The organism is Konateibacter massiliensis (assembly GCF_900184995.1).
Lineage (GTDB): Bacteria > Bacillota > Clostridia > Lachnospirales > Lachnospiraceae > Lachnotalea > Lachnotalea massiliensis.
In genome coordinates, this window is sequence record NZ_LT860098.1 from 43,640 (window position 1) to 67,815 (window position 24,176).

A 24,176-nucleotide genomic window follows, 5' to 3' on the forward strand; every position below is an offset into this window, starting at 1 on the left:
CCACATTTTTCCTTTATTTAATTGAGTTTAAATAGTTCTGCACCGAGGTAACTGCATTAGCCCCGTCGCTTGCCGCTGTAATAATTTGCCTTAACATTTTCGTTCTTATGTCACCCGCTGCATAAATGCCATCCACATTTGTCGTACATTCCTCACCGGCAATGATATATTTCTGCTCATTCATTGCAACCGCACCCTCAAATTCATCGGAATTTGGAATGATACCTACCGCAATGAATACACCATCCGTCGCAATCGACCTTTCCTCACCTGTCTTTGCATTTACAATCTCAAGGGCATTGACCTTTCCGCCCTCTCCTTTTATCTCCTTCACCTTGCTGTCCCAGATAACCTCCACGTTTTCCATCTCAAAAAGCTTGTCTTGCAGGCTTTGTGCCGCTCTGAACTCGTCTCTTCTGTGGATGACGTATACCTTTTCACACATTCTTGCAAGAAAAATAGCATCCTCCACCGCAACGTCACCGCCGCCTACCACGCAGGTTGTCTTATTTCTGAAGAATGCGCCGTCACATGTTGCACAATAGGAAACACCCATACCGGAAAATTCAGCCTCACCCGGCACCTCAAGCTTTCTGTATCTGGCACCCGTCGCAATGATAACGGTCTTTGCCTCGTAGCTCTCCTTCTCTGTTACCACTGTTTTTATGCCGTTCTCCACCCTTATTTCCTTTACATCTGCTTCGATAAAAGTAGAGCCAAGCTCATCCGCATGCTCACGAAGCTTCATTCCAAGATCAAAACCGTTGATTCCTTTGTAGCCTGGATAGTTATCCACCTCATAGGTATTCAAAATCTGTCCGCCGCTCATTACATTTTTTTCTATTACAAGTGTGTTCAGCACCGCACGCTGAGCATAGATAGCTGCGGAAAGCCCTGCCGGTCCTGAACCGATTATAATTAAATCATACATTCTATCATCTCCTGTCATCTACTCAAATATTTTATAATTTCCTATGTTAATTTCATACATACCGGTATCCTCATAGCTGTCTATCCGGCTTCCCTTGAACATCTCCTGCATTTTATTTACCGCAATCTCGCCCCACATCGCATTGCGCTGGGATATCTGGCTTGTAATAATGCCCTTCTTTACATACTGGGTCAAATCGCTGCCCGCACTCAAAGCAACTATCTTCTGCTTCAAGCCCTTGCTCTGCCACATCTGCGCCGCCACGATTATGGCATCCCCGTTTACAAGATAAATAAGGTCAAAATCAGGATGCTCCTTTATGGCTCTCTCAATGTTCGCCTTTGTCGTATTGACGTTGGTGTCTTTCTGCTCTTCCTTTGCCACAATCTCAATGTCTTTCCATTCACTAAGTGCCTCCGCAAAGCCGTTAAAGCGTTCTTGGACTGTCGGCACCTCACTGGCACAGAGAATCGCAATAACCTTTCCTCTGCCCTTTAGCTGCTTGCCTGCCACCTCACCCGCAAGTTTTCCACCCTTATAACTGTCTGATGTGACAAAGCAGTGCCGCTTGCTGTCCTTGACATCGGCATCCACACAGATAACCTTAATCCCCTTATCCACAGCCTCGTCAATCAGAGGCTTAAAGCGTTTAGCATCTGCGGGTACTATGATAATGCCGTCCACCTGCTTTTCTACCATATTCTTAAAGATTGCCGCCTGCTCTTCTATATTATAATGCTTCGGCATATCACAATCCACCTCAAAGTTGAGCTTCTGACATGCATTTTTCGCTGCTCTTTCTATATTATGATAAAATTCCTGCTGTTCTAATCCGATTACACCGATTTTCTTCTTTTTTTCTGTCTTCGATATCACTTTAATTTCCTGCAAAAGCTTATTGGTCTGCTCATTTTCCTGATTGAGCGTTTTAAGCGTCTCTAGGATAAAGCGGTCCTTTGTGCTTTGCTCCAGCGACACGTTCGCCACAACTTCACAGGTGGAGGCAGATTCCTCGGTCAAATCCGCAATTGTTGAGATTGCTGACATCAGTTGATTATTTTCCTGATTAATCTGCTTAATCCTTTTTGCCACGTTATCATGCTCCTGCTGAAACTCTTCGATGGAGCTTGTTATCTCAGATATCGTCTGCCCTACCTCTTCGATGGAGCTTGTCTGGCTTTCTACATCCAGCTTCTGCTCCTGTATAATCCCCATAACTCCTTCCACATCAACAAGAATTTCATTGATTACATCTGCTATCTGGCTCGTCGCATCTTTGCTCTTCTCTGCCAGATTCGTCACCTCATCTGCCACAACTGCAAAGCCTTTTCCGGCTTCCCCTGCCCTCGCCGCTTCAATGGAGGCATTCAGTGCGAGTAGATTCGTCTTGTTTGAAATGGAGGTAATCAGCGAAATAATCTGATGGATACCTTTGATAGAGGTTTCCAGCATCGTTATTTTTTCCGCGATTTCTAAAAACTTTTGTTGGGAATTAATGCTCTGCTTTAAAAACTTCTGAACTGCTTCCTCACCGTTCCTGCTGATTTTCTGAATGGTCGTGCCGCGCTCATTTAGCGCCTCCGTATCCGCCAGAATTTCTTTAAACTCTTCCCGAAACCCATCCACAAATTCCAGACATTCCGCCGCTGATTCCGCCTGCTGTCTTGCCGCCCTCGCTATCTCGCCGTTTGCCTCCATGACATTTTTATTTGAGCTGCAACGCTCCTCATATGCCACCGTCAACGCATCTCCCCGCTGCGTGATATCTTCCATATTGCGCTTCACCTTTGCAAAATAATCGTGGTAGCTCTTCGATAAGTTCATCAGCATTTTAAGCTGCTTATCATTTGTGCCTTCCATTTCCTGATAACAGGTCAGATCCCCCTTCTCCAGCCTGTCAATTAATTCCGCCACGTTTCCTCTTCTCATGTAGTTGCCTCCTTGTTATCCATATAAATGCGCTTAATAGATATACCTCTTCCAACTTACCTAACTATATGATATATTCTAACATTTTCTGGATTTATTACAATATTTTTCGGCATTTTAACAGCTGAATATTTTTCTTTAATAGGATTGATAATATAGTAGGATAATGCTAATATTTATAGAAATGAATGTGCATAATAGTTTTCTTATAGTATTAAGAAAGGAACTTAACAAATGAATACAAAAACAGTGCTGATTACAGGAGCATCGAGAGGCATTGGTGCTTCCATTGCTTTAAAATATGCAAAAGAGGGATTCCAGCGGATTATCATTGCGGGAAACAAATCCGAAAAAGAGCTTTATGAGCTGAAGGACTTATTGGAAGAGGAATATCACTGTGTTTGCCACGCCTTTATCGGAGACCTCGGCGAAGCTTCACAGGCAGACAGATTGTTTGAGGAAATTCAAGCAAAACACGGCAGCGTTGATATCTTGGTAAATAATGCCGGAATTTCTTATGTTGGGCTTCTTGCTGATATGAATACCGAGGAATGGAATCGGGTTATCCATACCAATCTTTCCTCTGTTTTTTATTGTTCCAAAAACGCAATCCCTCAAATGGTTCATAAAAAAGAGGGAAAAATCATCAATATTTCTTCCGTCTGGGGAATTTACGGGGCTTCCTGCGAGGTTGCCTACTCTGCCTCCAAGGGCGGAGTCAACGCTTTTACAAAGGCACTGGCAAAGGAGCTTGCACCAAGCAATATTCAGGTCAACGCCATTGCCTGCGGCGTTATCGACACGGAGATGAACCAATTCTTAGATGGGCAGGAGCGCGCTTCGCTGATAGAAGAAATTCCTGCCGGCAAATTCGCAAAGCCTTCAGAGGTCGCAGATTTGGTCTATGATATCTCAGTCGGACATTCTTATTTAACCGGACAGATCATACAGCTTGACGGCGGATGGCTCTGATTTATAGAAATAGCGGGTTATAAGTTTTCTTTCGCAAAGCGATTGAAAGATTTATAACCCGCTGTTTTTATATCATAGGAAAGTTTTCCGAACTTCCCTATGGTATAAAAAATATTTATGCGCACCTCGCGGAGCAGAAGTTGTTGCTTCGCAACTCGCTCGGGTGCGAAGTGTGAGCAACGCTCACACTTTTTTATTTCACTTTTGTACCGGCTCCAAAATAAGAAGTGCGTCCTCATAAAATGGGTGCATCTGAATAACAGACTTGCCTTCTTCTATATCGATATCAAGCAAAGCCACTCTTCTCGTCTGAAGATCAATGGCTCTCGCCCGATATCCGGTAAGCTCTCTGGCGAGTCCGACACTTGTATTATGTCTGACAAATACCAAATATCTTCCGTCCGCCTCGGCAACTCTTATTTGCTCTGTCTCGTTTAAGAGAAGCTGGTTTGCGGGCGTCATCGTACTTATCTTATATTCTTCCAGTAAATATTTGATAAACCCATAATCCCAGGCACCCGGAAATTCAATTGCCTCCTGCCATGTGTATGGTTTGTCAAAGCCCTCACCGAGTATCGGATTTTTCGGGCAGTTTAATTTATTCCAGTTCCATATGCCGTGTGCACCGTATGTCACACCTGCACAGGCTCCCGACAGAAGAGAAAGCCATGCGGCACGTCTTATGTCGTCCGCCTGAAATCTTCCGTATTCCTCTCTGCTGTAACCCATTTGCTCATAGCAAGGCTCTGCGTTTATCATCGGCTTTTTCGGATATTGCTTCGCTATTCTCTCGGGAAGAAGAAATGCCATGTCCTGCTCTTTTTTATTATGTCCCGACTGAAACATATAAAAATCTATTTTATCAAGCAGCTCTGCCGGAAGCACGTCATAACCTCTCTTAATGTGAAGTGTCTTTAGGCTGTCAGGACTTTTTTCACAGATGACATCAAGCGCTGTTTTATAATAGGAAATCGTCTCCGGCGTATCAAAGTCAGTATCACCGCTTATGACATAAATCGGATTATACTCATCAAACTCCTGCACAATCTTCTTTGCATACTCCGCCACGAAATCTTTCGGCATAATATTTTTGTCAAACATTCTGCTTCCCCACGTTCCCGGCACATAGTTGAGCCACAGTACGATGAGTGCAAGCAAAAATCCCTGCTCCACTGCCATTTCACACATTTTCCGTGCTCTTTCATAATATTCTTCATGGAAGGCGGAAAATGAAAATTGCTGCCCGTCCGTTGTCGGGAAGGGGTATACACCCACATCCGACATACAGCGGTCCCACTGCGGCAGAGTATTAATCTGTAATACGTTAAAGCCCTGCATTTTTCTTTTTTTCAGATAATAATCCCATTCCTCTAAGGTAACATTTGTAAAAGCGCTCCATATCGTGTCTGCCAGATAGAAAAATGGCTTATTATCCTTTATCAATATATTCTTACTTTCATCAATTCTTAATTTACTCAATTTATATCCTCCGTATTACTACTACTCCTTCTCTAGCATTTTATCACTATAACCAAAGAAATAGGTTACAATGGCAGAGCCAAAGTAGGCGATGGCACACGCAATCAAAAATCCCACAAAACCTGTTCCGATATAGCCCGGAAGTGTTAAAATACTTGTTCCAAGAAGTGTGGGTGCACCTGCTCCCACCACTGCCACGATTGCGCCTGCAATACCGGAGAACACCGCTCCGATGAAAAATGGTTTCTTAAATTTCAAGGTGATTCCGTAAATAGCCGGCTCTGTGATACCCGCAAGCACCGCTGACAGTGCCGCTGAACCGGAGAGGGATTTTAATTCCTTATCTTTCGTCTTTAAAAATACACCGAGTGCAGCGCCAGCCTGTGCCATATTGTTTGGCCCTGTTATCGTAAACAGCGTATCTCTTCCGTATTGGGATATATTGTTAAACACAATCGGCACAAATCCCCAGTGAAGACCGAACATAACAACCGCCGGCCAGATAAGCCCAAGCACAAAGCCTGAAATTGCCGGGTTGATTGCCACTAGGCCTGTGTAGCCTGATGCCAGCAGTTTTCCCGCTGTATCCGCAATCGGTCCTATTGCAAGATAGGTTGCCGGAACCATGATTGCAAAGCTTAACAATGGCTTCATAAAGTTCCTGCACACCTCAGGCAGGATTTTCTTTAACACAATTTCCAGCTTAGAAAGCACATAGACAGCTATAATAATCGGGATAACCGATGAGGTATAGCTTACCAGAACAACCGGGATTCCCATAAAGGTAAGCTCTGTGCCCGCGGAAAATGCCGCTGTCATATTCGGGTAGACAAGTGCTGCTGCAATTCCGACCGACACAAATGTATCCGCATTGAATTTCTTTGCCGCGGTGTAAGCTAAGAATACCGGAATAAAAGTAAATACTCCATCCGCCGCCGCATATAAAATCATATAGGTTCCGCTCTCCGCACTCATCCAATTCATCGTGGTGCACAAAATCAAAATACCTTTCAGCATACCGGCTCCGCACATTGCGCCAAGAACCGGTGCAAAAATTCCCGAGATAGTCTCCATAAATGTATTTAAAGGATTTTTCTTTTCCCCTGTTTCAGCCTTCTGAGGATTCGCTTCTCCCTTGACACCGGTACTTCTTATTATTTCATCATATACATCGCCAACTTGGTTTCCGATTACAACCTGAATCTGTCCGCCGCTGTCAATCACCGTGATAACGCCGTTTATCTTTTTCAGGGCTTCCTTATCTACCTGCGCCTTATCTTTCACTTGAAAGCGAAGACGCGTTGCGCAGTGAAACAATGAGTTTACATTATCTGCTCCGCCAACATGCTCTACAATATTTTTTGACAGCTCCTCATAATTTTTCTTTGACATAACCTTCCTCCAATATCCTTATCTCACTTAATAAAGTTTTATTCAAAAAATGCGCACTTTTTTTGATGAGTTCATCTTAACTGTTTTGAGATTCAGTTACAATCCCCCTCGCATTTTTCTACTACTCTGTTAAAATCCACTTTAAAAACATATAAATGACGGAGGCAATTTGTTAAAAATGACGTGTTTTTAAATTTTCTTTAAAAACACGTCAGGTGTGGTAAATATATTTTGTTTTGTCAAATACGCTGTCACCTTCCAAGAGCCTTGTCTTGTAATAGGTTCTGACAATTTCCGTCTCATTGTCCTCGATTCTGCGCATCAGATGCTTAATTGCCGCCAGATGCCTTCTCGTGTGCGTTCCTTTTATCAAAGTCAAATCTATTTTCAAAAGGCTCACAGGAGGCAGTGCGTCAAAACCGATGAGAGAGATGTCTCTCGGTATTCGAATCTGCCGTTCCAAAATCGCCCGGCTGACGCCTAGGGAAACCACTGAGCTTTCCAAAATAAAAGCGGTTGTCTTCTTAAGGCCCTCATCCAGATATTTTTTCATAGACTCGTAAACCTCGTCGACATTACTGCCCAGATATCGAATCTTTCGGCTTGTATCCATGCCCTGCCTTTTTGCCATCTCACTGATAAAAGCTTCCCTGCGCTCCAAAAAATTAAAAATCTTTATATTTTCTGCCAGATAAACAATGTTGCTGTGCCCTTTTTCAATCAGATAATTGACACCTCTTGCAATCCCTTCCTGATTGTCCACCAAGAAGCTGTCAATTCCTTGTTCATTAAAGAGGTTATCCCCAACGACCAGCGGAATTTTAAGCTGCAAAAAAGGATAGATGTCTGCCTGCTGCATATCGGAAGCCATGATATAAATCCCCTTCACCTGTTCACTTTTCAAGCGTTTTAACAGGGTCTCCATCTTCATTTTTCCCTCTCGGAATGCAAGACTTAAAAAGCGGTAGCCTGCCGACTTCACCGCTTCCTCAATCTGGGCAGGCGCCGGATATTGACCGCTTACCGCTCTCTCCAGCACCATACCCTCCTTGATATAATTGAGCATCACAACTGTGCCCTCTTTGTCACTGTGAGCCTTTTGCCTGTATTCCTGCTCACTGATTTGCTCCATATAGGCGAGCACCTTGCGTCTCGTACTCTCCTTCACGCCCGGCCGGTCATTTAAAACAAGGGATACGGTGGAAGGGGAAATGCCCAATGCATCAGCTATATCTTTTGATTTAATTCTCATCGCCTTCTCCCTATCCCTCTATTCTTAACTTAATTTTCTATAAATTCCAAATATCCTCGTTATATTGTGCTATCGTTCTGTCTGATGAAAAAAAGCCTGCCTGTGCAATGTTGTTCAGCACCTTTTTATTCCAGCTCTCTCTATCCTGATAGTCCTCCAGCATCTTATCCTTTGTCGCAATATATTCCTTAATATCCAGCAGGGTCATAAACCAATCCTTGTTAATCAGCTCGTTGTATAAGCGGATTAAGTTCTGCTTTTCACCGATTAGCAGCATATCACGGCTTAAGATAAATTCTACGAGTTCATGAATGAGCGGATCATTCTCATAGTATTCTTTGGAAACATAGTCTCCCTTGCGGTAATGCTCAATTACCTCTTCGCTCTTCTCTCCGAAGATGTAGATATTTTCATCGCCTACCAGCTCATGAATCTCCACATTTGCTCCGTCCTCTGTTCCGAGTGTAACTGCGCCGTTCAGCATAAACTTCATATTTCCCGTTCCAGATGCCTCCTTGGATGCAAGGGAAATCTGCTCTGAAATATCGCATGCCGGAATTAATTTTGCCGCCTTTGTCACGTTATAGTTTTCTACCATTACAACCTTGAGATACGGGCTTACCTGTGGATCATTGTTCACTAACTCCTGTAAGCATAGTATAACATGAATAATATCTTTTGCAATCACATAAGCAGGTGCCGCTTTTGCACCGAAGATCATTGTGATTGGCTTTTCCGGAAGATTGCCTTTTTTGATCTCCAAATATTTATAGATGATGTATAGAACATTCATCTGCTGGCGTTTATACTCATGAAGACGCTTAATCTGAATGTCAAAGACAGAGTTTTCATCAATTTCAACACCCTGTGTTTCCTTCAAGTATGTCTTCAATGCCAGCTTGTTTTCATATTTAATTTGTTCAAGCTTATCAAGCACCTTTTTGTCATCCTCATATTTTAAGAGGTCCTTTAGCTTGGAAGCGTCCTTTTTGAAATCGTTTCCGATCAATGTTTCAATATATTTTGTCAATGGCTGATTGCAGTGCATAAGCCATCTTCTGAATGTGATGCCGTTTGTTTTATTGTTGAATTTTTCCGGATATATTTTATAGAAAGCATTCAATTCCTCTTCCTTTAAAATGTCCGTATGAAGAGCCGCAACACCGTTTACGCTGAAACCATAGTGAATATCCATATGTGCCATATGCGCTCTGTTATTCTCGTCGATGATTGCAACCTTTTTATCCTTATATTTTGCCTTCACCCTCTTATCCAACTCCTTGATAATCGGTACAAGGTGCGGAACTACCTTTTCTAAGTAGGCAAGCGGCCATTTTTCCAGTGCCTCTGCCAATATTGTGTGATTTGTGTAAGCACAGGTCTTGGATACAATTTCAATCGCCTTATCCATTTTGATTCCTCTGGCTGTCAGCAGACGGATAAGCTCCGGAATAACCATGGACGGATGCGTGTCATTGATTTGGATTACTACATGCTCATGCAGTTTGCTGATATCATATCCTGCCTCGTCACATTCATCTAAAATAAGCTGTGCCGCGTTGCTTACCATAAAATACTGCTGATAAATACGAAGCAGCAAGCCCTCTACATCACTGTCGTCCGGGTATAAAAAGAGTGTCAGGTTTTTCGCAATCTTTTCTTTATCAAAGCTAATTCCCTCTCCTACTATCGATTCGTCTATCGTCTCGATATCGAAAAGGCGCAGTTTGTTGCATCCGTTTTCATAGCCGGTCACATCAATTTCATACAGCTTGGAAACCGCCGTAAAATCCTTAAACGGTACCTCATAACTGATATTTGTTTTATTTAACCAGCTCTCTGACTCAATCCATGGATTTTTTGTCTCCTTTTGCAGATTATTTTCAAACTCCTGTTTAAACAGACCAAAGTGATAATTCAGTCCGATGCCGTCTCCGTTCAGTCCAAGTGTTGCGATGGAATCTAAAAAACATGCCGCAAGTCTTCCAAGTCCGCCGTTTCCAAGAGATGGTTCCGGCTCAACCTCTTCTATCTCTGTAATATCTTTTCCGTTTTTCTCCAATATTTCCTTCACGATATCAAAAAGACCAAGGTTGATTAAATTGTTCGACAACAGTTTTCCGATCAGGAACTCAGCCGATATATAGTAGAGTTTTCTCTCTCCGCGATTCCTCTCCTTTGAGTTGATTGAAGTCTTGGTAAACTCCAGCAGTGCAAAGTATAATTCTTCGTTGCTGCACTTTGCTATGCTTTTTCCATATCTTTGTTTCACAATTTCCTGTAACTTCTTCTCTTCCATTGAAACCTCCCAATATTGTATATTTTTAAATGTTGTTTTTTGTTTTCGAAACTTTTCGAAACTTTATATTGCAATTTTATCACCATTATGTTATATTGTCAACTAGGAAATATGATAACAATTCATTCTCGTCTCACTGTGAAGGTACTGAACGGTTACGAAATATTTATATAGGAGGCAACATGGCAACAATTAAAGACATTGCAAATAAACTAGGTATCTCCCCGGGAACGGTATCCAAGGGACTAAACGGCGCAAGCGACATCAGTGAAGCGATGAGGCAATCCGTTTTGGACACAGCCGTTGAACTAGGGTATAAACCTAAAAATATACAATATGGCCGAAAAGTATGCATCATGGTCGAAAATATGAACTACGATTCAATCGACCAGTTCGGCTATGAAATTATTTCGGGCTTTGAGCGAGCCGCCGCACGGAAGAGCTATGAGGTGACCATTGTTCCGACTAATCTTGCCTTGCAGACAAAGGAGCAGTACGATACCTTTATGCTTAAAAACGGCTACTGCGGTGCATTTCTGCTGGGTTTTGAGCTACATGACGACTATGTAAAACAATTGGATTCAACAAAGGTTCCAACCGTTTTGCTGGATAATTTCATTGCAGATAACAAAAATGTAGGCTATGTCGGAACAGATAACTACGAGGGTATCAAAAATGCCCTTCTTCATCTAAAGGCTTTGGGACATGAGAAAATTGCATTTTTAAACGGTACGAAAAATTCCATGATTACGAGCAAAAGACGGGATGCCTTTCTTCAGTCAATGGAGTATGCAGAGCTTGCTGCCAATGAAAATTTGATGGCATACGGACATTTCCTGGAGGACTGTGCGCAGTATCATGTGGATCATTTTATCGAAAACGGGGCAACCGCCATCCTCTGTGCCAGTGATCTGATTGCCTCGGGCGTGATAAAGGAGCTTAATAACAGGGGGCTTCAGGTTCCAAAGGACATCAGTGTAATCGGCTATGACGACATTCCGCTCGCCAAGTATTTGACTCCCGCCCTCACCACCATCCGGCAAAACCGCACAGAGCTTGGCACAAGTGCCTTTGTTCTGCTTGACAGTCTGATTCACGATATTCATATCAGCCGGATTGAGCTTCGACCGGAATTTATTGTCCGGGATTCCACCGGGGAAGCAAAAAGACCATAAACAAGTAAAGTCCGCTGCCGTCTTATATTTCAGACAAACAGCGGACTTATTTTTCTAAAAATTTACCTTATATATTTGCAAACTGATTTACTTCACTCAAAAGTGCTTCCTTAATCATACGGTTTTCTTCCGCCTGCTTGTTAATATCCTGGATATCCTCCACAAGGCTGCTTGTGCCTTCTGCCACATTGGTGATACCCATCGCACTCTCATCAATGGTCGTGGCGATTTCATTGATTCCTATGCTCATTTCACTCACCGTCTCCTCCAAGGTTTTCGTGCTTTCTGAAAACTCCTGCAAAATATGATAAATATTCATCGCATCTTCTTGGTAATGATCCGCGGTATCCACAAATTTATCGTAATCATTTAATACATCTGTATTCACAAAATCAAGCATTTTCTTGGCATCACTTGCCAGATTTTCAACACCGTTCGTCACCATGAAGCTGATATCCTGAATGTTGTTGGCAGTCGTCCTTGTATTCTCCGCAAGACCTCTGATTTCTCCTGCCACAACCGCAAAGCCCTTTCCTGCTTCTCCTGCCCTTGCCGCCTCAATCGAAGCATTTAACGCAAGCAGGTTTGTCTGGGAAGATATATTTAATATTTCATCGGTCAGCTCCTGTATTTTAATAACAGACTTGCTGTTATCGATGGATTTTTCCAGTACACTCTTAATTTCAGACATGATTCTCGTGGTATTTATCTTGCCGTTTTCTGCATTACTTCGGTATTCTTCAGAGCGTTTTTGTATCTCACCGGAAAGTACATAGCCTTCATTTACCTGAGTTGCAATCCTTGCGATAGAATTTGCAACGCTTGTCGCACCGTTTCCAAGCTCAGTCGAGGTTGAAGACACCTCCTGCATGCCTGCTGCCAGATTTTCCATTGTCTCGGACACATCTGTTACGTTTCGGTCGGATGTGCGTACTTTTTGAAGTACTAATTCAACAGACTCCTCCAGATGATAGGACTCACCTTGAATCTTTTGCAGGATAATCTGTAATCTTTCGATAAAGCTGTTAATACCAAGAACCAGGTTTCCAATTTCATCCTTACTTTTAATTTCAATGCGCTGCGTTAAATCGCCTTCTCCTTCATCTATTTCTTTGATAATCTGCTTAAGTGCCTTGTTTGCGTCCTTAATCGGCTTTACAATTGTAAATAAGGTGACAAGAATGATGACAATTCCGATTACTATCAGAAGAATAAATAAAACTAAATTGATATTATGCGCAATCTGGTATTGAACATCAAATTGTTGATTTGTCATATCGACCTGTTCTTGAATCAAGGTATTTAAGTTGGTGTATGCCGTGTCCAGCGTCTCTGTCGCGGCTATCATACTGTCGTTCATCATCGGTGTCTGTTCACCATCCATATTCGCGGCACCACCTGTACCTTGTTCACCCGTATCACCAAAAGCCTCTGTGACAGAACTGCTGTATGCCTGGTAAGCTTCCTCGTATGCAGTTAAAGCAGCTGTCATTTCTTCATTGTTAAATTCTTTCACAATTGCTTCTAGCTGATCAAACATGCTCTCTAAAGACTCCGCCTCCGCATTCATATTTTCGCGATAGTCAGTGTTGCTGCCGTCTGTCGATGAAGTCGTATTGCCCATCGAATTATTGGCAAACTTTTGCACTCGCTCTACACTTCGCGAAGTTTCTGCCAATATGCTGACCGCATCTATGCTGTCCGTTGAGATTGCCTGCGCCCTTTCCTTTACACTCATAAGGGCGTATGAGGACAATACATTACTCAACAAACCTGTCATGATTAAAATTGCCACTAATCCAAAAATTTTTACGCTTATTTTTTTTCTCACAATTCATGTCTCCTTTATCTGCCACATCAATACCTGTCGTGATTAAGATGCCTTGCACTGCTGCAAAATATTGTGCCTTAATCTGTATTCCGTTGTTTTAGCATATTCCATATTATGCCTATGTATTGTGAAACCAAAATGTCGAATTATTGAAATAAGTGTGAAATTCTTGGTACTTTAGTACAAAATATCTTCCTTATAAATAAGTTTTCTCGCCGCCATAAATAGTCTTCTTCCAAGTTCCATCTTATTCTGCGGGTGTAAATCATTGTATTCTCCTATATCATAGGCATCTATCATCGCCGTATTCGGTATTCGCAATGCCTTTTTCTGTTCTCTTCGCAATGCCTCCCAATCCTCGTCTATCCATCCCTCTCTTCCTTCTGCAAAATAGGGGAGCTGAACATAGAGAAACGGCACCTCTCCCTGACCGAGCTGCTCTCTCCATACCGCTATCATTTTCTCAAACTTCTCGCTGTAACCCTTTGGCTCTCTCTTATTCGACTCACCTTGATAATATGCAGCCCCCGCAATACCAAACCCCTTTAGCGGTGCAATCATCTTGTTGAACAGCCCTGCCGGCTCATATTGAAAAAAAGTCTGCGGCTCCAGTCTCTCCATCGGAACACCGATTTTGTATTTCCATTCCCCCTCCAAGGAGATAAATTTCCCCCTATATTCCAGTCCATATTTTTTTCCGGGCATAAAGCCGCCCGGCTGAGCGTCACTGAACATATGGATTGTCACAACATTTTTACCGGAGTGAAGCAGGTCTGGCGGCAAAAGATATTTTCTTGGCGGATAGCGGTAGTCTGTATACCCAACCATCACCCCATTTACATAGGTTGTATCTCCGTCAATGATGGCACCCAGGCGAAGCAGCACTTCCTTACCTTCCCACTCCTCCGGCACCTCAAATTCCTTGGCAAACCAGATGCTTCCCTTGTAGCTGTCAAGCTCCGTATTCTCCCACATACCCGGTATCAGAAAAGTATTGGAAAATGCCGCGTTTTCCTGTCTCTCCCAGTGCTCTGCAATTCCTTTGTCCTTGCTTCTAAGAGTATTATGCCAGCCGGATATTCTTTCATTGTCCGAGGCAATCACACTGTCCACCCATTCTTTATCTTTATTTTTCCTTAATCTTTCCTCGCAAAGCCCCAGCTCAAGCAGTGCTTCCTCACTCATCCAAGCCTCAACCGGAGTTCCCCCGACTGCCGCATGGATAAGTCCGATGGGAATCTGATAGGCCTCATAAAGATTTTTTGCCAGAAAATAGCCAGCCGCGCTAAAGTCCATAATGTTTTTTGCGGTTGCTTTTCTCCAGCTTCCGTCTGAGAGCACTTCACACGGGCCCTCAAAACAGTATTCCTTTGGCACCTGAAACATACGGATATCGGGATAATCATCGCCTGCAATATAAGCTTCCGAAACATCCATTGTCCGTGAGACAGGCAGTTCCATATTAGACTGTCCGCCAAGAAGATATACATCTCCAATCATGATATCCGATATAACAGTCCGCTCGCCGTCGTAGATAACCATTTCATATGGTCCTCCGGCATCAAAAGAAGGCAGGGAGATCTCAAAGTAGTCTCCCTGCAATGGTTCCGTTTTATATATATTCCCTGCAAAAGTAACGGTGACCTGATTGCCTCTTGCATGCCCCTTCAGCAGTGCCGGTTTCCCTCTCTGTAGAATCATGCCGTCACTAAAAATACTTGATAGCCGCATTTGCCTGCCTCCTTGCACTCCTAATAAATCATTCTCCTATGCTTATCCTCAATTCCGCTCTTCCGGTAAAAATAAGAATTAATCTGATCTCTCCATTCCTTCGCATTTTCAAGCTGTCTTTTGAAACGTTCTAAAACTCGCCAAAACTCCTTCTCCAGCAAATATTTTTCAAGCATTTCCCACATGGATATCATGTTCAGAACGTCTTCTATACCCTCAAAATGAGTATCATAAATATGCTGAATTACAGTCTTTCCATTATGCAGTATATGCTCATAAGACACATGATGAAAAAACAGCAACAGCTCATCAGGACAGGTCTTCACACTTTCATACTGCTCTGCCAAAGCCGGGTGGTAGAGGGCGGCATAGCCGGTTCCCTGCTTGCTTCTATCCACCCCAATTCCAAGATGGTCTGCCCTATGATAGGTTCCCCATCTTGAATACTCATAGCCGTCGACATTGGGCCCGTAATGATAATGAGGGGTCACCATAAAGCCGACACCAAGAGGTGACGTATATTTCTCATAGGTATTCCACGACATCATCAAAAGCTTGGATATGGCATCCACTACCTCCGCTTCATCTGAGAAGGTCTGTACAATCCACTCTCTTGCGATTTCCTCGGCACTCAATCGGCTGCTCCACGCCAATCTCCCAAAGCCATAGAAATTTGCCGCCGCCAAATCATTTCCAGTCCAGTTTGGATTATTTCCTGTATTTGCAACCGCTGTAATACCGCATCCCATCTGATTACAGCAATTTCCTTCCAGCAAGTCACCGATGGTATCCCTTTCTTCTTGACAGTAAGTTCTCGTCTTCAAAAGCTCCAAAAACCAAGGCATCAAATAGCACAAATCAATCTGCTGCCCTGTATATTCCTGCGCAATCTGAACTTCCATCAGGTGGCGTGTCTTTTTTAACTTGCCAAATAAAGGCATAAAGGGCTCACGTACCTGAAAATCAAGAGGACCGTTTTTAATCTGCAAGATGACATTATCCAAGAAGGCACCGTCCAAATCATAAAAATAGTCATAGGCTGCTCTTGCCCTATCGATTGTCCGGTCTCTCCAATCCTGCTGACAGTTGTACACAAAGCAGCGCCATATCAAAATTCCGCCATAGGGCTTCAATGCACGCCCAAGCAGGTTGGCACCATCCGCCTGATTTCTTCCATAGGTAAAGGGTCCCGGCCTTCCCTCCGAATCTGCCTTTACCAAGAAGCCCCCTAGCTTTGGAATAAAATCATACACTATTTTCATTCTCTCTTCCCACCACGCAATCACCCGATTGTCCAGCGGATCAGCATTCGGAAGCCCTCCGATATCGATGCAGGCTGCATAATTCAGACTTAAAAACAGCTTAATCCCATAGGAAGCAAACAATTCTGCCAGTTCTGACAAGCGGGCTAGGTACGGCTCTGTAATAAAATAGGTTGCTTTCTTCTTCACATTTACATTGTTAATCACGGTTGCATTGATGCCCGTACTTGCCAAAAGCCTTGCATAATCTTTTGTCCGCTCATTTATAATAAGTTCGCCGTTTTCAAAGAAAAACGAATCTCCCGAATATCCTCTCTCGATGCTTCCGTCTGTATTATCCCAGTGATTTAGCATACGAAGCTCCTTATCCGGCACAGAGCGATAGGATACTTTCTCAAGTTTATCGCCCAAGATAACGAGTCTGAGTAATCCAAACACACCATACAAAAGTCCCACCTGCGTATTTGCACTGACGGTAAGTAATCCGTTCTTCTCACTCAATCGATAGCCTTCGTTTAAAAGCTCCTTCTCCTGCACAAGCTTTAGACAGATTCCCTCTTCTATTTCATTACTGCTTTTTATGATTGTCTGTCCAAACATCTCCTCTGTCGCCAGCCTTAGTTCCTCGATTGCGCTCTGTATCACATTACCGGTCTCTGCCGTATAAACTGCTTTAAAATAACCTGCGCAAAAATCATTTTTTACCCTATGATAGTTTAACCATGCCTGCTCCCATTCCATATGCAGTGTCTCCTATTCGTAGATGGACGGATGATATAATACTTCATCAGTCATGCACTTTATTGTCTTGCAAACCGGTCTTTTTCCGGTAAGTTTACAGCTTCTCTCATCAGGCTGTGAGGTACCGGCATAAATATGGTACTCCCCTTCATACAGCCTTAAATATGCTTCCTCGTCATACAAACCGAACGCGTCCGCAGCCAATGTAAACGTAATCTCCTTTTCTTCTCCCGCTTCCAGATGTACCTTCCGAAAGCCTTTCAAGGAAAAGTTTGGTGCATCCTCTCGTTCACAGCGGATATATATCTGAACGATCTCACTTCCCGCTGCATTGCTGTTATTTTTCACATTTGCGGTCAGTGTGATTTCACTGCCCTTGCCGATTATCTCTTTATCAAGTGCTGCCTTTGTCACTGCAATATCGGTATAGGACAATCCATAACCAAACGGATAGAGTGCTTCCTTCGTCATATAGCGGTAGGTTCTGCCCTTCATGGAATAATCCGTAAATTCCGGCAGCTCCTTGGTGCTCTGATAGAAGGTGACAGGCAGCTTGCCTTCCGGTGCGCCTTCTCCGAATAAAACCTCTGCGATTGCCCTGCCGCCCTGTGCCCCCGGATACCACCCCTGCATGATTGCCTGAATATTTTCCTCCGCGAAGTTAACCGCAAGAGCGCTTCCTGACAAAAGAATAAGGATAACAGGCTTCTTGCTTTCACAAATCACCTTTAAAATCTTCTCCTGCAAGCCCGGAAGACTTATGTTTGGCTTATCCCCGCTGGCATACTCGTTTCCGGTATCCCCTTCTTCGCCCTCCAAACCGGCATCCAAGCCCATGCATGCCACGATAATATCACTCTTGTCGCATACTGCCCGAACCTCTGATACGCGGTCATTTTTTTCACCGAGGCCGCTGATTTGCTCCTTATGTAAGTGACAGCCCTCCGAATAGAATACTCTCATGTCATCTCCAGCATAATCCTTGATTCCCTCCAAAACCGTCACATATTCGGAAGCGGTTCCTTCATAGTTGCCCACTAAGGCTTTTCTGTTATTGGCATTCGGTCCAATGACACCGATTGTCTTTATTTTACTCTTATCAAGCGGAAGCAGGTTATTTTCATTTTTTAGAAGTACCAGTGCTTTCTTTGCCACTTCTTTGTTAAATTCGGTATTTGCCTTGCTATCCACCAAATCATAGTCAAGCTGATCAAACACCGTACCGTTTTCCTCGAAAAGTCCAAGCTTCATCCTTGTCACCAGAAGGTTTACGACTGCCTCATCCAGACGGCTTTCCTCTACCATACCTTCCTCCACTGCTTTTTTCAAGTAAATAAATATGTTACCGCAGTTTAAATCGCAGCCGTTGTTCATTGCCATGGACACAGATTCCACCGGGCTGCTCGTCACATGATGAAACTCATGAAAATCCTTGATTGCCCAGCAATCGCTCGTCACATGTCCCTCAAACTTCCACTCGGTTCTCAGGATATCCTGCAGCAAGGTTTTGCTTCCGCAGCAGGGCTCCCCATTTAGACGGTTGTAGGCTCCCATCACACTCTCTACATCAGCCTCCTGCACACATGCCTTAAATGCCGGAAGATATGTCTCATGCATATCCTGAAGCGTTGCAATGGCATTGAAGCTGTGTCTTACGTCCTCCGGACCGGAATGAACCGCAAAATGCTTCGCACATGCCGCTGTCTTCATAAATTCCTGGTCTCCCTGCATCGCTTTGATAAAGCTCACACCGAGCCTGGATGTCAGATACGGGTCCTCACCAAAGGTCTCATGTCCTCTTCCCCATCTTGGATCACGAAAAATGTTCACATTCGGTGCCCAGAAGGTCAGCCCCTTGTAAATATCCGTATCATTGTACTTTTGCTGCATGTTGAACTTCGCCCTGCCCTCAGTAGAAACCACCTCACCGATTTCACTTAAAAGCTCTTCATCAAAGGTTGCCGCAAGACCGATTGCCTGTGGGAATACTGTTGCTACACCTGCTCTTGCTACGCCGTGTAAAGCCTCATTCCACCAATTATAAGACTTGATTCCCAATCTATCAATTGCCGGTGCGCTGTGCAAGGTCTGAAAAACCTTTTCCTCTAAAGTCATTTGCTCTACTAATTTTTTTGCCTGCTCGCGATATTTTTCTCTTTTCTCATTGTAAGGTGTAGCGCTCATAATATCTCCCATCCGCATTTTATCATATTGGCTGCGATAAAATCTGCTGTCAAACAGGGGTCCAAAGCTTCTGCCTGAACCCCGCTTTTATTCCTAATAACCTAAAATACTCTTTGTATTTTCAAAAATCTCATTTGCCAGATCAACGTATTTTGTTGAGCCTTTGGTCTCACAGTTCTTTACATAGTCATCCCAATCACTGTCCAGCTTCGCTGTGCCTGTAATAAAGCTCAGAGTCATCGTGTTGACATAATCGGTAAGCGGTGTCTGTATCAAAGTCAATTCCTCCGATTGCAGTTCATCCGCAAGAATCGGTGGGTCAAGCTTTTGTGGGTCCCTGCTGCTGTTTATTCTCTCTACATAATCTGCTTCTCCCTCTGTCATCTTGGAAGCTCTAAGTTCCGAAGAACCACCGTAAGCAAACACACCGTTTCCAAAACCAAAGTCTACATTTAATTTTTTTGTTGCATCCGGGTTGATACCGTTATAGTAAATGTCTGAATTTAGTACAATCTCACCATTTTCAACCGTATAAGTTTCTCCTTCAACTCCCCATAAGGATAAGGTCTGCCCTTCATTGGAATACCATAACCAGTCGATGAAGCGAAGCATTTTGATAAAGCCTTCCTCGCCAAGTTCATCCAATGCGTTCTGGGAAATCATGATACCGTTTTCCAATCTTGAAGTTTCAACACGAAGATTTCCCTGTGGTCCGCCCGGCTGAACTACCATATATAGCTCTGCGTTTTCATCCTGCATTTTATCATTTGCCACCATATCCGATAAAAGCTGATAATTAGCTGTCAACACATAGGATTCGCCTCTGTAGAACTTCTCTGATGCCGTGTCGGAATCTTGTGTCCATGTCTCAGGGTCCATAATTCCATCGGCATTCATCTTATTCCAGAAGGTTAGAAAATCCTTGAATTTATCACTTGTGTTTGTAAAGAAGAACTGATTTGTATCCCAGTCAAACTTTGTACCGTTTGAAAGTCCCCAGTCTCCGCCGTCACTGGAACGCCCTGCTTTAATTCCATATTCGATACCGGACAGGTTCAGTGCCTCGGCGCCCTGATACTGGTCTGACCATACATAGCTGCTGCCTGTGTATTCCTTTACTTTTTTCAGTGCGTCGTAGAAGCCTTCCCATGTCCAGTCTTTTTCAAGTGTTGTCACATCAACGCCTGCGGCATCAAAGATATCCTTGCGGATAACAAGAGAGTAACTGCCGCCCGGCTCTTCCCACATACCCGGCAATACATAATATTTACCGTCGGACTGAAGCTTTTGCTGTAAATCAGCTTCCATTCCCCATTCCTCAATCGCCTTCTGGTAATTCGGCATATATTGTACCCAGTCACTGATTGCAACAATCTGACCGCTTGATACATAAGCTGTCTCATCGTATGTCTTAGGAATGATATATGGAGCGGAACCTGAGTTTACAAGAGCTGACTTTTTATCCTCATAGTCTGTTCTTGCTACAATCGTCAAATCAAAGCTGACATTTGTCTTTTCTGTAATTGCCTGCCACAATAACCAGTCTTCCTGATAAGGATAGTTCTCATGGTCACTGTACATCATAGAGTAGCTTACCGGTTCATCCGAGTAAAAAGTCTCATCCGCTCCGTATGTATAGCCTTCCCCGCTTGTGCCGGCATCATTGCCTGCTGCCGCATCGGTTGTTGCCTCTGTCGTCGTGCTGCTGTTACTGCTTGTGCTGCTACTGCTGTTTGAAGAGCCGCATGCTGTTAAACCTGCCACCATTGATACCGTAAGTAATGCTGCTATCGCTTTCTTAAACATATTACATCTCCCTTTCGTTAATAAAATTTATTATGTTAACCTTTTACCGCCCCCATTGTCATACCCTTTACAAAGTATTTCTGCACAAACGGATATACACATATAATCGGTAAAGAGGTTAATACCATCGTTGTAGATTTGATTGTCGCCGTAATCTGGCTCTCCTCAGCTCCGCTTCCTGTCTCTACATTGCTCGCTCCCTCCACAAGCTGTCTTACCCATAGGGCAATCGGCCATTTGCCTTTACTGTCCAAGTAGAGGAACGGACCAAACCACTCATTCCAGATACCTACCAGATAAAACAGACACATTGTAGCGATAATCGGTTTGGACAACGGAATAATAATTTTTGCAAATATTGAGTAGGTATCCATTCCGTCAATCGCTGCCGCCTCCTCCAGTTCCTCCGGCAAGCCCGCGAAGAAGGATTTCATCAGCAACAGATTAAAGGTACTGATTGCACCCGGCAGAAGAACTGCCCAGACGCTGTCTCTTAAGTGCAGCCATTGTGCGACCAAAATGTAGTTTGGTATCATACCGCCGGAAAAGTACATCGTAAAAATACAAAACGGAATAAAGAACTTATTTAATCTCAGTCTGCTCTTTGACAGCGGATAAGCTAAAATAGCCGTTCCAAACACCGATATTAAGGTTCCTGCAATTCCATACAATATCGTATTTCCGTAGTATCGGTAAAACTCGGCTTTTTTCAGAACATATTTATAGGTAGAAACGGTAAAATCAATGGGGTAAAAAGTAACCAAGCCTGCTGCCACCGCTTTGTCTGAGCTAAATGACTGTGCAATCAAGTAAATAAACGGATATAATGTGACAAATACAACCAATGCCATTATGATAAAGTTTGCAGTCAAAAATATCCTTCTGCCCTTTGATGCTTTTATTTTCATGTCTCTTCCCCCTTCTACCACAAGCTGCTTTCCGTAAACTTTTTGGACAGCATGTTGGCACTTGTAACTAATATTAAGCCGATGACACCTTCAAACAAACCGACCGCCGTAGCGTAGGAGAAATTACCTCCCGAAATACCCATACGGTATACATAAGTTCCGATGATATCTGCTTTGTCCTGTGTCAACGGGTTGTATAAAAGTAAAATCTTCTGCATGTTACCGGCGGTCATAATTCCACCGATATCTAAAATCAACAATGTCATAATCGTCGGCATAATTCCCGGTATCGTGATGTGCCATGCCTGCTTGAGCTTCCCTGCTCCGTCGATTGCGGAAGCTTCATAAAGCTCCATATTGATGTTCGTCATCGCCGTCAGATATAAAATCGTTCCCCAGCCGAGTGCCTGCCAAACACCAGAACTGATATATACCGTAGAAAACCAATCTGGCAATGAAATAAATGCTATCTTTTCAAAGCCCAGCCAAGAAATCAAGCTGTTAATCGGTCCTGTCAGGGAAACAATCTCCTTTACCATACCGCACACAACAACAAGCGAAATAAAGTGCGGCAGGTAGCTGACTGTCTGTACAAACTTCTTTGCTTTGAGATGTGTAATTTCATTTAGCAGCAAGGCAAATATAAGCGTTGCCGGAAACCTCACTAATATGTAAGAGATACTCAGCCGCAGGGTATTCGCAAAAGCTTTCCAAAAGGACTCATCCTTTAAAAACTGTTCGAAATATCGAAAGCCGACCCATGCTGTTCCAAATATATTGGAGCCTCCCTTGTATCTTCGAAAAGCTATAATATTTCCCGCCATCGGTATGTATTTGAATATAATATAGTACAAAATAGGGATAATCAAAAAAGTATATAACCTCCACTCACGTTTGATATGCTTTAGCAAGGAGTGTGATTTTTTTATTTTGATTTGTGTTTCTGTCAATTCTGTTTTGTTCTTCCCCATACAGTCACCTCTTCTTTCTCCGCTTTATTCATAAAACCTATTGTCTCCCACCTTTTTTCGTCAACTTGCATATTTTTCTTTTCTCACTTCTCATATTATAGTGCAATTTGTTTTCTCTTTCCTCTCGCTCATACCCAAACACTAATCAAATATTATCATTTTCACTACTTTTACATTATTTGCAATCATTTTTTCTTTACATTTTCCTTATTTAGCACTATACTCTTCTCAGAAACTCTTTGATTTTATCCGTGATTATGTATACTTATTTTAGTTTAAATCGAACCATTTGTTTATTTTGTATATTTTATTTTAAAAATAACAATTTTTACATTTTGGTATTATTTGAGCATTTTGATAATATATGATTACTGTATGATAAAATTTGATAAACAAAAACTCAAAAAGGAGAGGTATCTATGATTGAAGTACTGGACGGAATACGCGAAATAATAATCTATGATAAAAATATGTCTATCCGCCTCTATGTGAACGAGGATTATGAGGACTATCCCATCCACTGGCAGACAGCTATCGAGGTCATCATTCCGACGCAAAGCATTTACACAGTTAAAATTGAGGAAAACACCGTTATCTTAAATCCGGGTGACGTTTTATTTATCTCACCGGGTGTCCTGCATGAAATTTTTGCACCTCCGGTAGGAAAGCGGTATATCTTTCTCATTGAGCCTTCCATGTTTGCCAAAATAAAGGGGCTAGAGGGACTTGCCTCCATGTTTTACCCTTACGCCCTCTACCCAAGAGAGCAGGACTTCGAGGGCAGAGCACGCATGAACGAGCTGATGGAGCATATTTGTGTAGAGTATTTAGGAAATTCAGAGCTTAAATACGCCGCACTCTACTCCCTTGTTTTGGAAATGCTTGTGATTGCGGGGCGAAATAAGACAAATCTTCCCATTGATATCTCCAATATTAAAAATACAAGAACACACAAATACGTGAGCAAATTCTTGGATATCTGCAACTACATTGATGAGCACTGTACGGAAAATATTGGTGTCGCAGAGCTTGCCAGCATGAGCGGCTTCAGTGAATCCCATTTTATCCGTCTCTTCAAACAATTTACAAACTATTCGTATTATGACTACTTAAACCGCTCACGTATCACCTACGCCAAGAAACTATTGATAAGCATGCCAAGCGCAAGCATCGTGGATATCTCCATACAGGCCGGTTTTGGAAGTCTTGCTACCTTTAACCGACTCTTTAAATCCATCAGCAAATGTACACCGACCCAATACCGAAGCTTGCAGCAGGATCAGCATTTAACACTAGGTGAATAATTACACCGG

The 24,176-nt window shown here is 43.0% G+C and carries 16 protein-coding genes; 3 read left to right on the forward strand and 13 right to left on the reverse strand.

The features are described from left to right. Positions 1-13 precede the first annotated feature (13 nt). Positions 14-931: a thioredoxin-disulfide reductase gene (gene trxB, locus CTY48_RS01620; RefSeq protein ID WP_236354677.1), complete on the reverse strand. Its 918-nt coding sequence runs from the start codon at positions 929-931 to the stop codon at positions 14-16. Between the two features lie 18 nt (positions 932-949). After that, positions 950-2,860 carry a substrate-binding domain-containing protein gene (locus CTY48_RS01625; protein ID WP_099466776.1) on the reverse strand — a complete coding sequence of 637 codons (1,911 nt, stop codon included), beginning with the start codon at positions 2,858-2,860 and terminating at the stop codon, positions 950-952. Positions 2,861-3,094: 234 nt separating this feature from the next. On the opposite strand from CTY48_RS01625, the gene ymfI reads away from it, so the two are divergent. Further along, positions 3,095-3,832, forward strand: coding sequence for an elongation factor P 5-aminopentanone reductase (ymfI, locus tag CTY48_RS01630; RefSeq protein WP_099466777.1), 738 nt, complete (start codon positions 3,095-3,097; stop codon positions 3,830-3,832). A gap of 198 nt (positions 3,833-4,030) precedes the next feature. On the opposite strand, the gene CTY48_RS01635 is transcribed toward ymfI, so the two are convergent. From CTY48_RS01635 to CTY48_RS01650, 4 genes are all read right to left on the reverse strand, one after another. Then, the gene (locus CTY48_RS01635) at positions 4,031-5,311 is read right to left on the reverse strand and encodes an apiosidase-like domain-containing protein (RefSeq protein ID WP_099466778.1); all 1,281 of its coding nucleotides are present in this window, start codon (positions 5,309-5,311) and stop codon (positions 4,031-4,033) included. A gap of 21 nt (positions 5,312-5,332) precedes the next feature. Then, positions 5,333-6,703, reverse strand: coding sequence for a PTS transporter subunit EIIC (locus CTY48_RS01640; protein WP_099466779.1), 1,371 nt, complete (start codon positions 6,701-6,703; stop codon positions 5,333-5,335). 211 nt (positions 6,704-6,914) lie between these two features. Then, positions 6,915-7,955: a LacI family DNA-binding transcriptional regulator gene (locus CTY48_RS01645; protein ID WP_099466780.1), complete on the reverse strand. Its 1,041-nt coding sequence runs from the start codon at positions 7,953-7,955 to the stop codon at positions 6,915-6,917. A gap of 37 nt (positions 7,956-7,992) precedes the next feature. Beyond that, the gene (locus tag CTY48_RS01650) at positions 7,993-10,254 is read right to left on the reverse strand and encodes a glycogen/starch/alpha-glucan phosphorylase (protein ID WP_099466781.1); all 2,262 of its coding nucleotides are present in this window, start codon (positions 10,252-10,254) and stop codon (positions 7,993-7,995) included. Positions 10,255-10,436: 182 nt separating this feature from the next. On the opposite strand from CTY48_RS01650, the gene CTY48_RS01655 reads away from it, so the two are divergent. After that, positions 10,437-11,429: a LacI family DNA-binding transcriptional regulator gene (locus CTY48_RS01655; RefSeq protein ID WP_099466782.1), complete on the forward strand. Its 993-nt coding sequence runs from the start codon at positions 10,437-10,439 to the stop codon at positions 11,427-11,429. 67 nt (positions 11,430-11,496) lie between these two features. Here the strand turns inward: CTY48_RS01655 and CTY48_RS01660 are convergent, their stop codons facing one another. The 7 genes from CTY48_RS01660 to CTY48_RS01690 form a co-directional block, all read right to left on the reverse strand. Further along, on the reverse strand, positions 11,497-13,260 hold the full coding sequence (locus tag CTY48_RS01660) for a methyl-accepting chemotaxis protein (RefSeq protein ID WP_099466783.1): 1,764 nt from the start codon (positions 13,258-13,260) through the stop codon (positions 11,497-11,499). A 177-nt stretch (positions 13,261-13,437) separates the two neighbouring features. Continuing rightward, on the reverse strand, positions 13,438-14,991 hold the full coding sequence (locus CTY48_RS01665) for a sialate O-acetylesterase (protein WP_099466784.1): 1,554 nt from the start codon (positions 14,989-14,991) through the stop codon (positions 13,438-13,440). A gap of 20 nt (positions 14,992-15,011) precedes the next feature. After that, positions 15,012-16,994, reverse strand: a complete 1,983-nt coding sequence (locus tag CTY48_RS01670) for an alpha-glucuronidase family glycosyl hydrolase (protein ID WP_236354680.1) — start codon at positions 16,992-16,994, stop codon at positions 15,012-15,014. Positions 16,995-17,006: 12 nt separating this feature from the next. Beyond that, entirely contained in the window at positions 17,007-19,178 is a 2,172-nt protein-coding gene (locus CTY48_RS01675; RefSeq protein ID WP_099466786.1) for a glycoside hydrolase family 3 C-terminal domain-containing protein, read from the reverse strand. A gap of 93 nt (positions 19,179-19,271) precedes the next feature. Continuing rightward, positions 19,272-20,984, reverse strand: coding sequence for an ABC transporter substrate-binding protein (locus tag CTY48_RS01680; RefSeq protein ID WP_099466787.1), 1,713 nt, complete (start codon positions 20,982-20,984; stop codon positions 19,272-19,274). 35 nt (positions 20,985-21,019) lie between these two features. After that, positions 21,020-21,892, reverse strand: coding sequence for a carbohydrate ABC transporter permease (locus CTY48_RS01685; protein ID WP_099466788.1), 873 nt, complete (start codon positions 21,890-21,892; stop codon positions 21,020-21,022). A 14-nt stretch (positions 21,893-21,906) separates the two neighbouring features. Beyond that, complete coding sequence (locus tag CTY48_RS01690; RefSeq protein WP_099466789.1) at positions 21,907-22,863, reverse strand: ABC transporter permease; 957 nt, start codon at positions 22,861-22,863, stop codon at positions 21,907-21,909. Between the two features lie 419 nt (positions 22,864-23,282). Between CTY48_RS01690 and CTY48_RS01695 the strand changes: the two genes are divergently transcribed. Then, positions 23,283-24,167 (forward strand): AraC family transcriptional regulator, encoded by an 885-nt coding sequence (locus CTY48_RS01695; protein WP_099466790.1) that lies wholly within the window; start codon positions 23,283-23,285, stop codon positions 24,165-24,167. Positions 24,168-24,176 lie beyond the last annotated feature (9 nt).

Coding starts and splice junctions, on each gene's coding strand:
- CTY48_RS01655 (WP_099466782.1), top strand. CDS start 10,437: ATGGCAACAATTAAAGACATTGCAAATAAACTAGGTATCTCCCCGGGA.
- CTY48_RS01650 (WP_099466781.1), bottom strand. CDS start 10,254: ATGGAAGAGAAGAAGTTACAGGAAATTGTGAAACAAAGATATGGAAAA.
- CTY48_RS01680 (WP_099466787.1), bottom strand. CDS start 20,984: ATGTTTAAGAAAGCGATAGCAGCATTACTTACGGTATCAATGGTGGCA.
- CTY48_RS01640 (WP_099466779.1), bottom strand. CDS start 6,703: ATGTCAAAGAAAAATTATGAGGAGCTGTCAAAAAATATTGTAGAGCAT.
- CTY48_RS01665 (WP_099466784.1), bottom strand. CDS start 14,991: ATGCGGCTATCAAGTATTTTTAGTGACGGCATGATTCTACAGAGAGGG.
- CTY48_RS01625 (WP_099466776.1), bottom strand. CDS start 2,860: ATGAGAAGAGGAAACGTGGCGGAATTAATTGACAGGCTGGAGAAGGGG.
- ymfI (WP_099466777.1), top strand. CDS start 3,095: ATGAATACAAAAACAGTGCTGATTACAGGAGCATCGAGAGGCATTGGT.
- CTY48_RS01645 (WP_099466780.1), bottom strand. CDS start 7,955: ATGAGAATTAAATCAAAAGATATAGCTGATGCATTGGGCATTTCCCCT.
- CTY48_RS01675 (WP_099466786.1), bottom strand. CDS start 19,178: ATGAGCGCTACACCTTACAATGAGAAAAGAGAAAAATATCGCGAGCAG.
- CTY48_RS01670 (WP_236354680.1), bottom strand. CDS start 16,994: ATGGAATGGGAGCAGGCATGGTTAAACTATCATAGGGTAAAAAATGAT.
- CTY48_RS01690 (WP_099466789.1), bottom strand. CDS start 22,863: ATGGGGAAGAACAAAACAGAATTGACAGAAACACAAATCAAAATAAAA.
- CTY48_RS01685 (WP_099466788.1), bottom strand. CDS start 21,892: ATGAAAATAAAAGCATCAAAGGGCAGAAGGATATTTTTGACTGCAAAC.
- CTY48_RS01695 (WP_099466790.1), top strand. CDS start 23,283: ATGATTGAAGTACTGGACGGAATACGCGAAATAATAATCTATGATAAA.
- trxB (WP_236354677.1), bottom strand. CDS start 931: ATGTATGATTTAATTATAATCGGTTCAGGACCGGCAGGGCTTTCCGCA.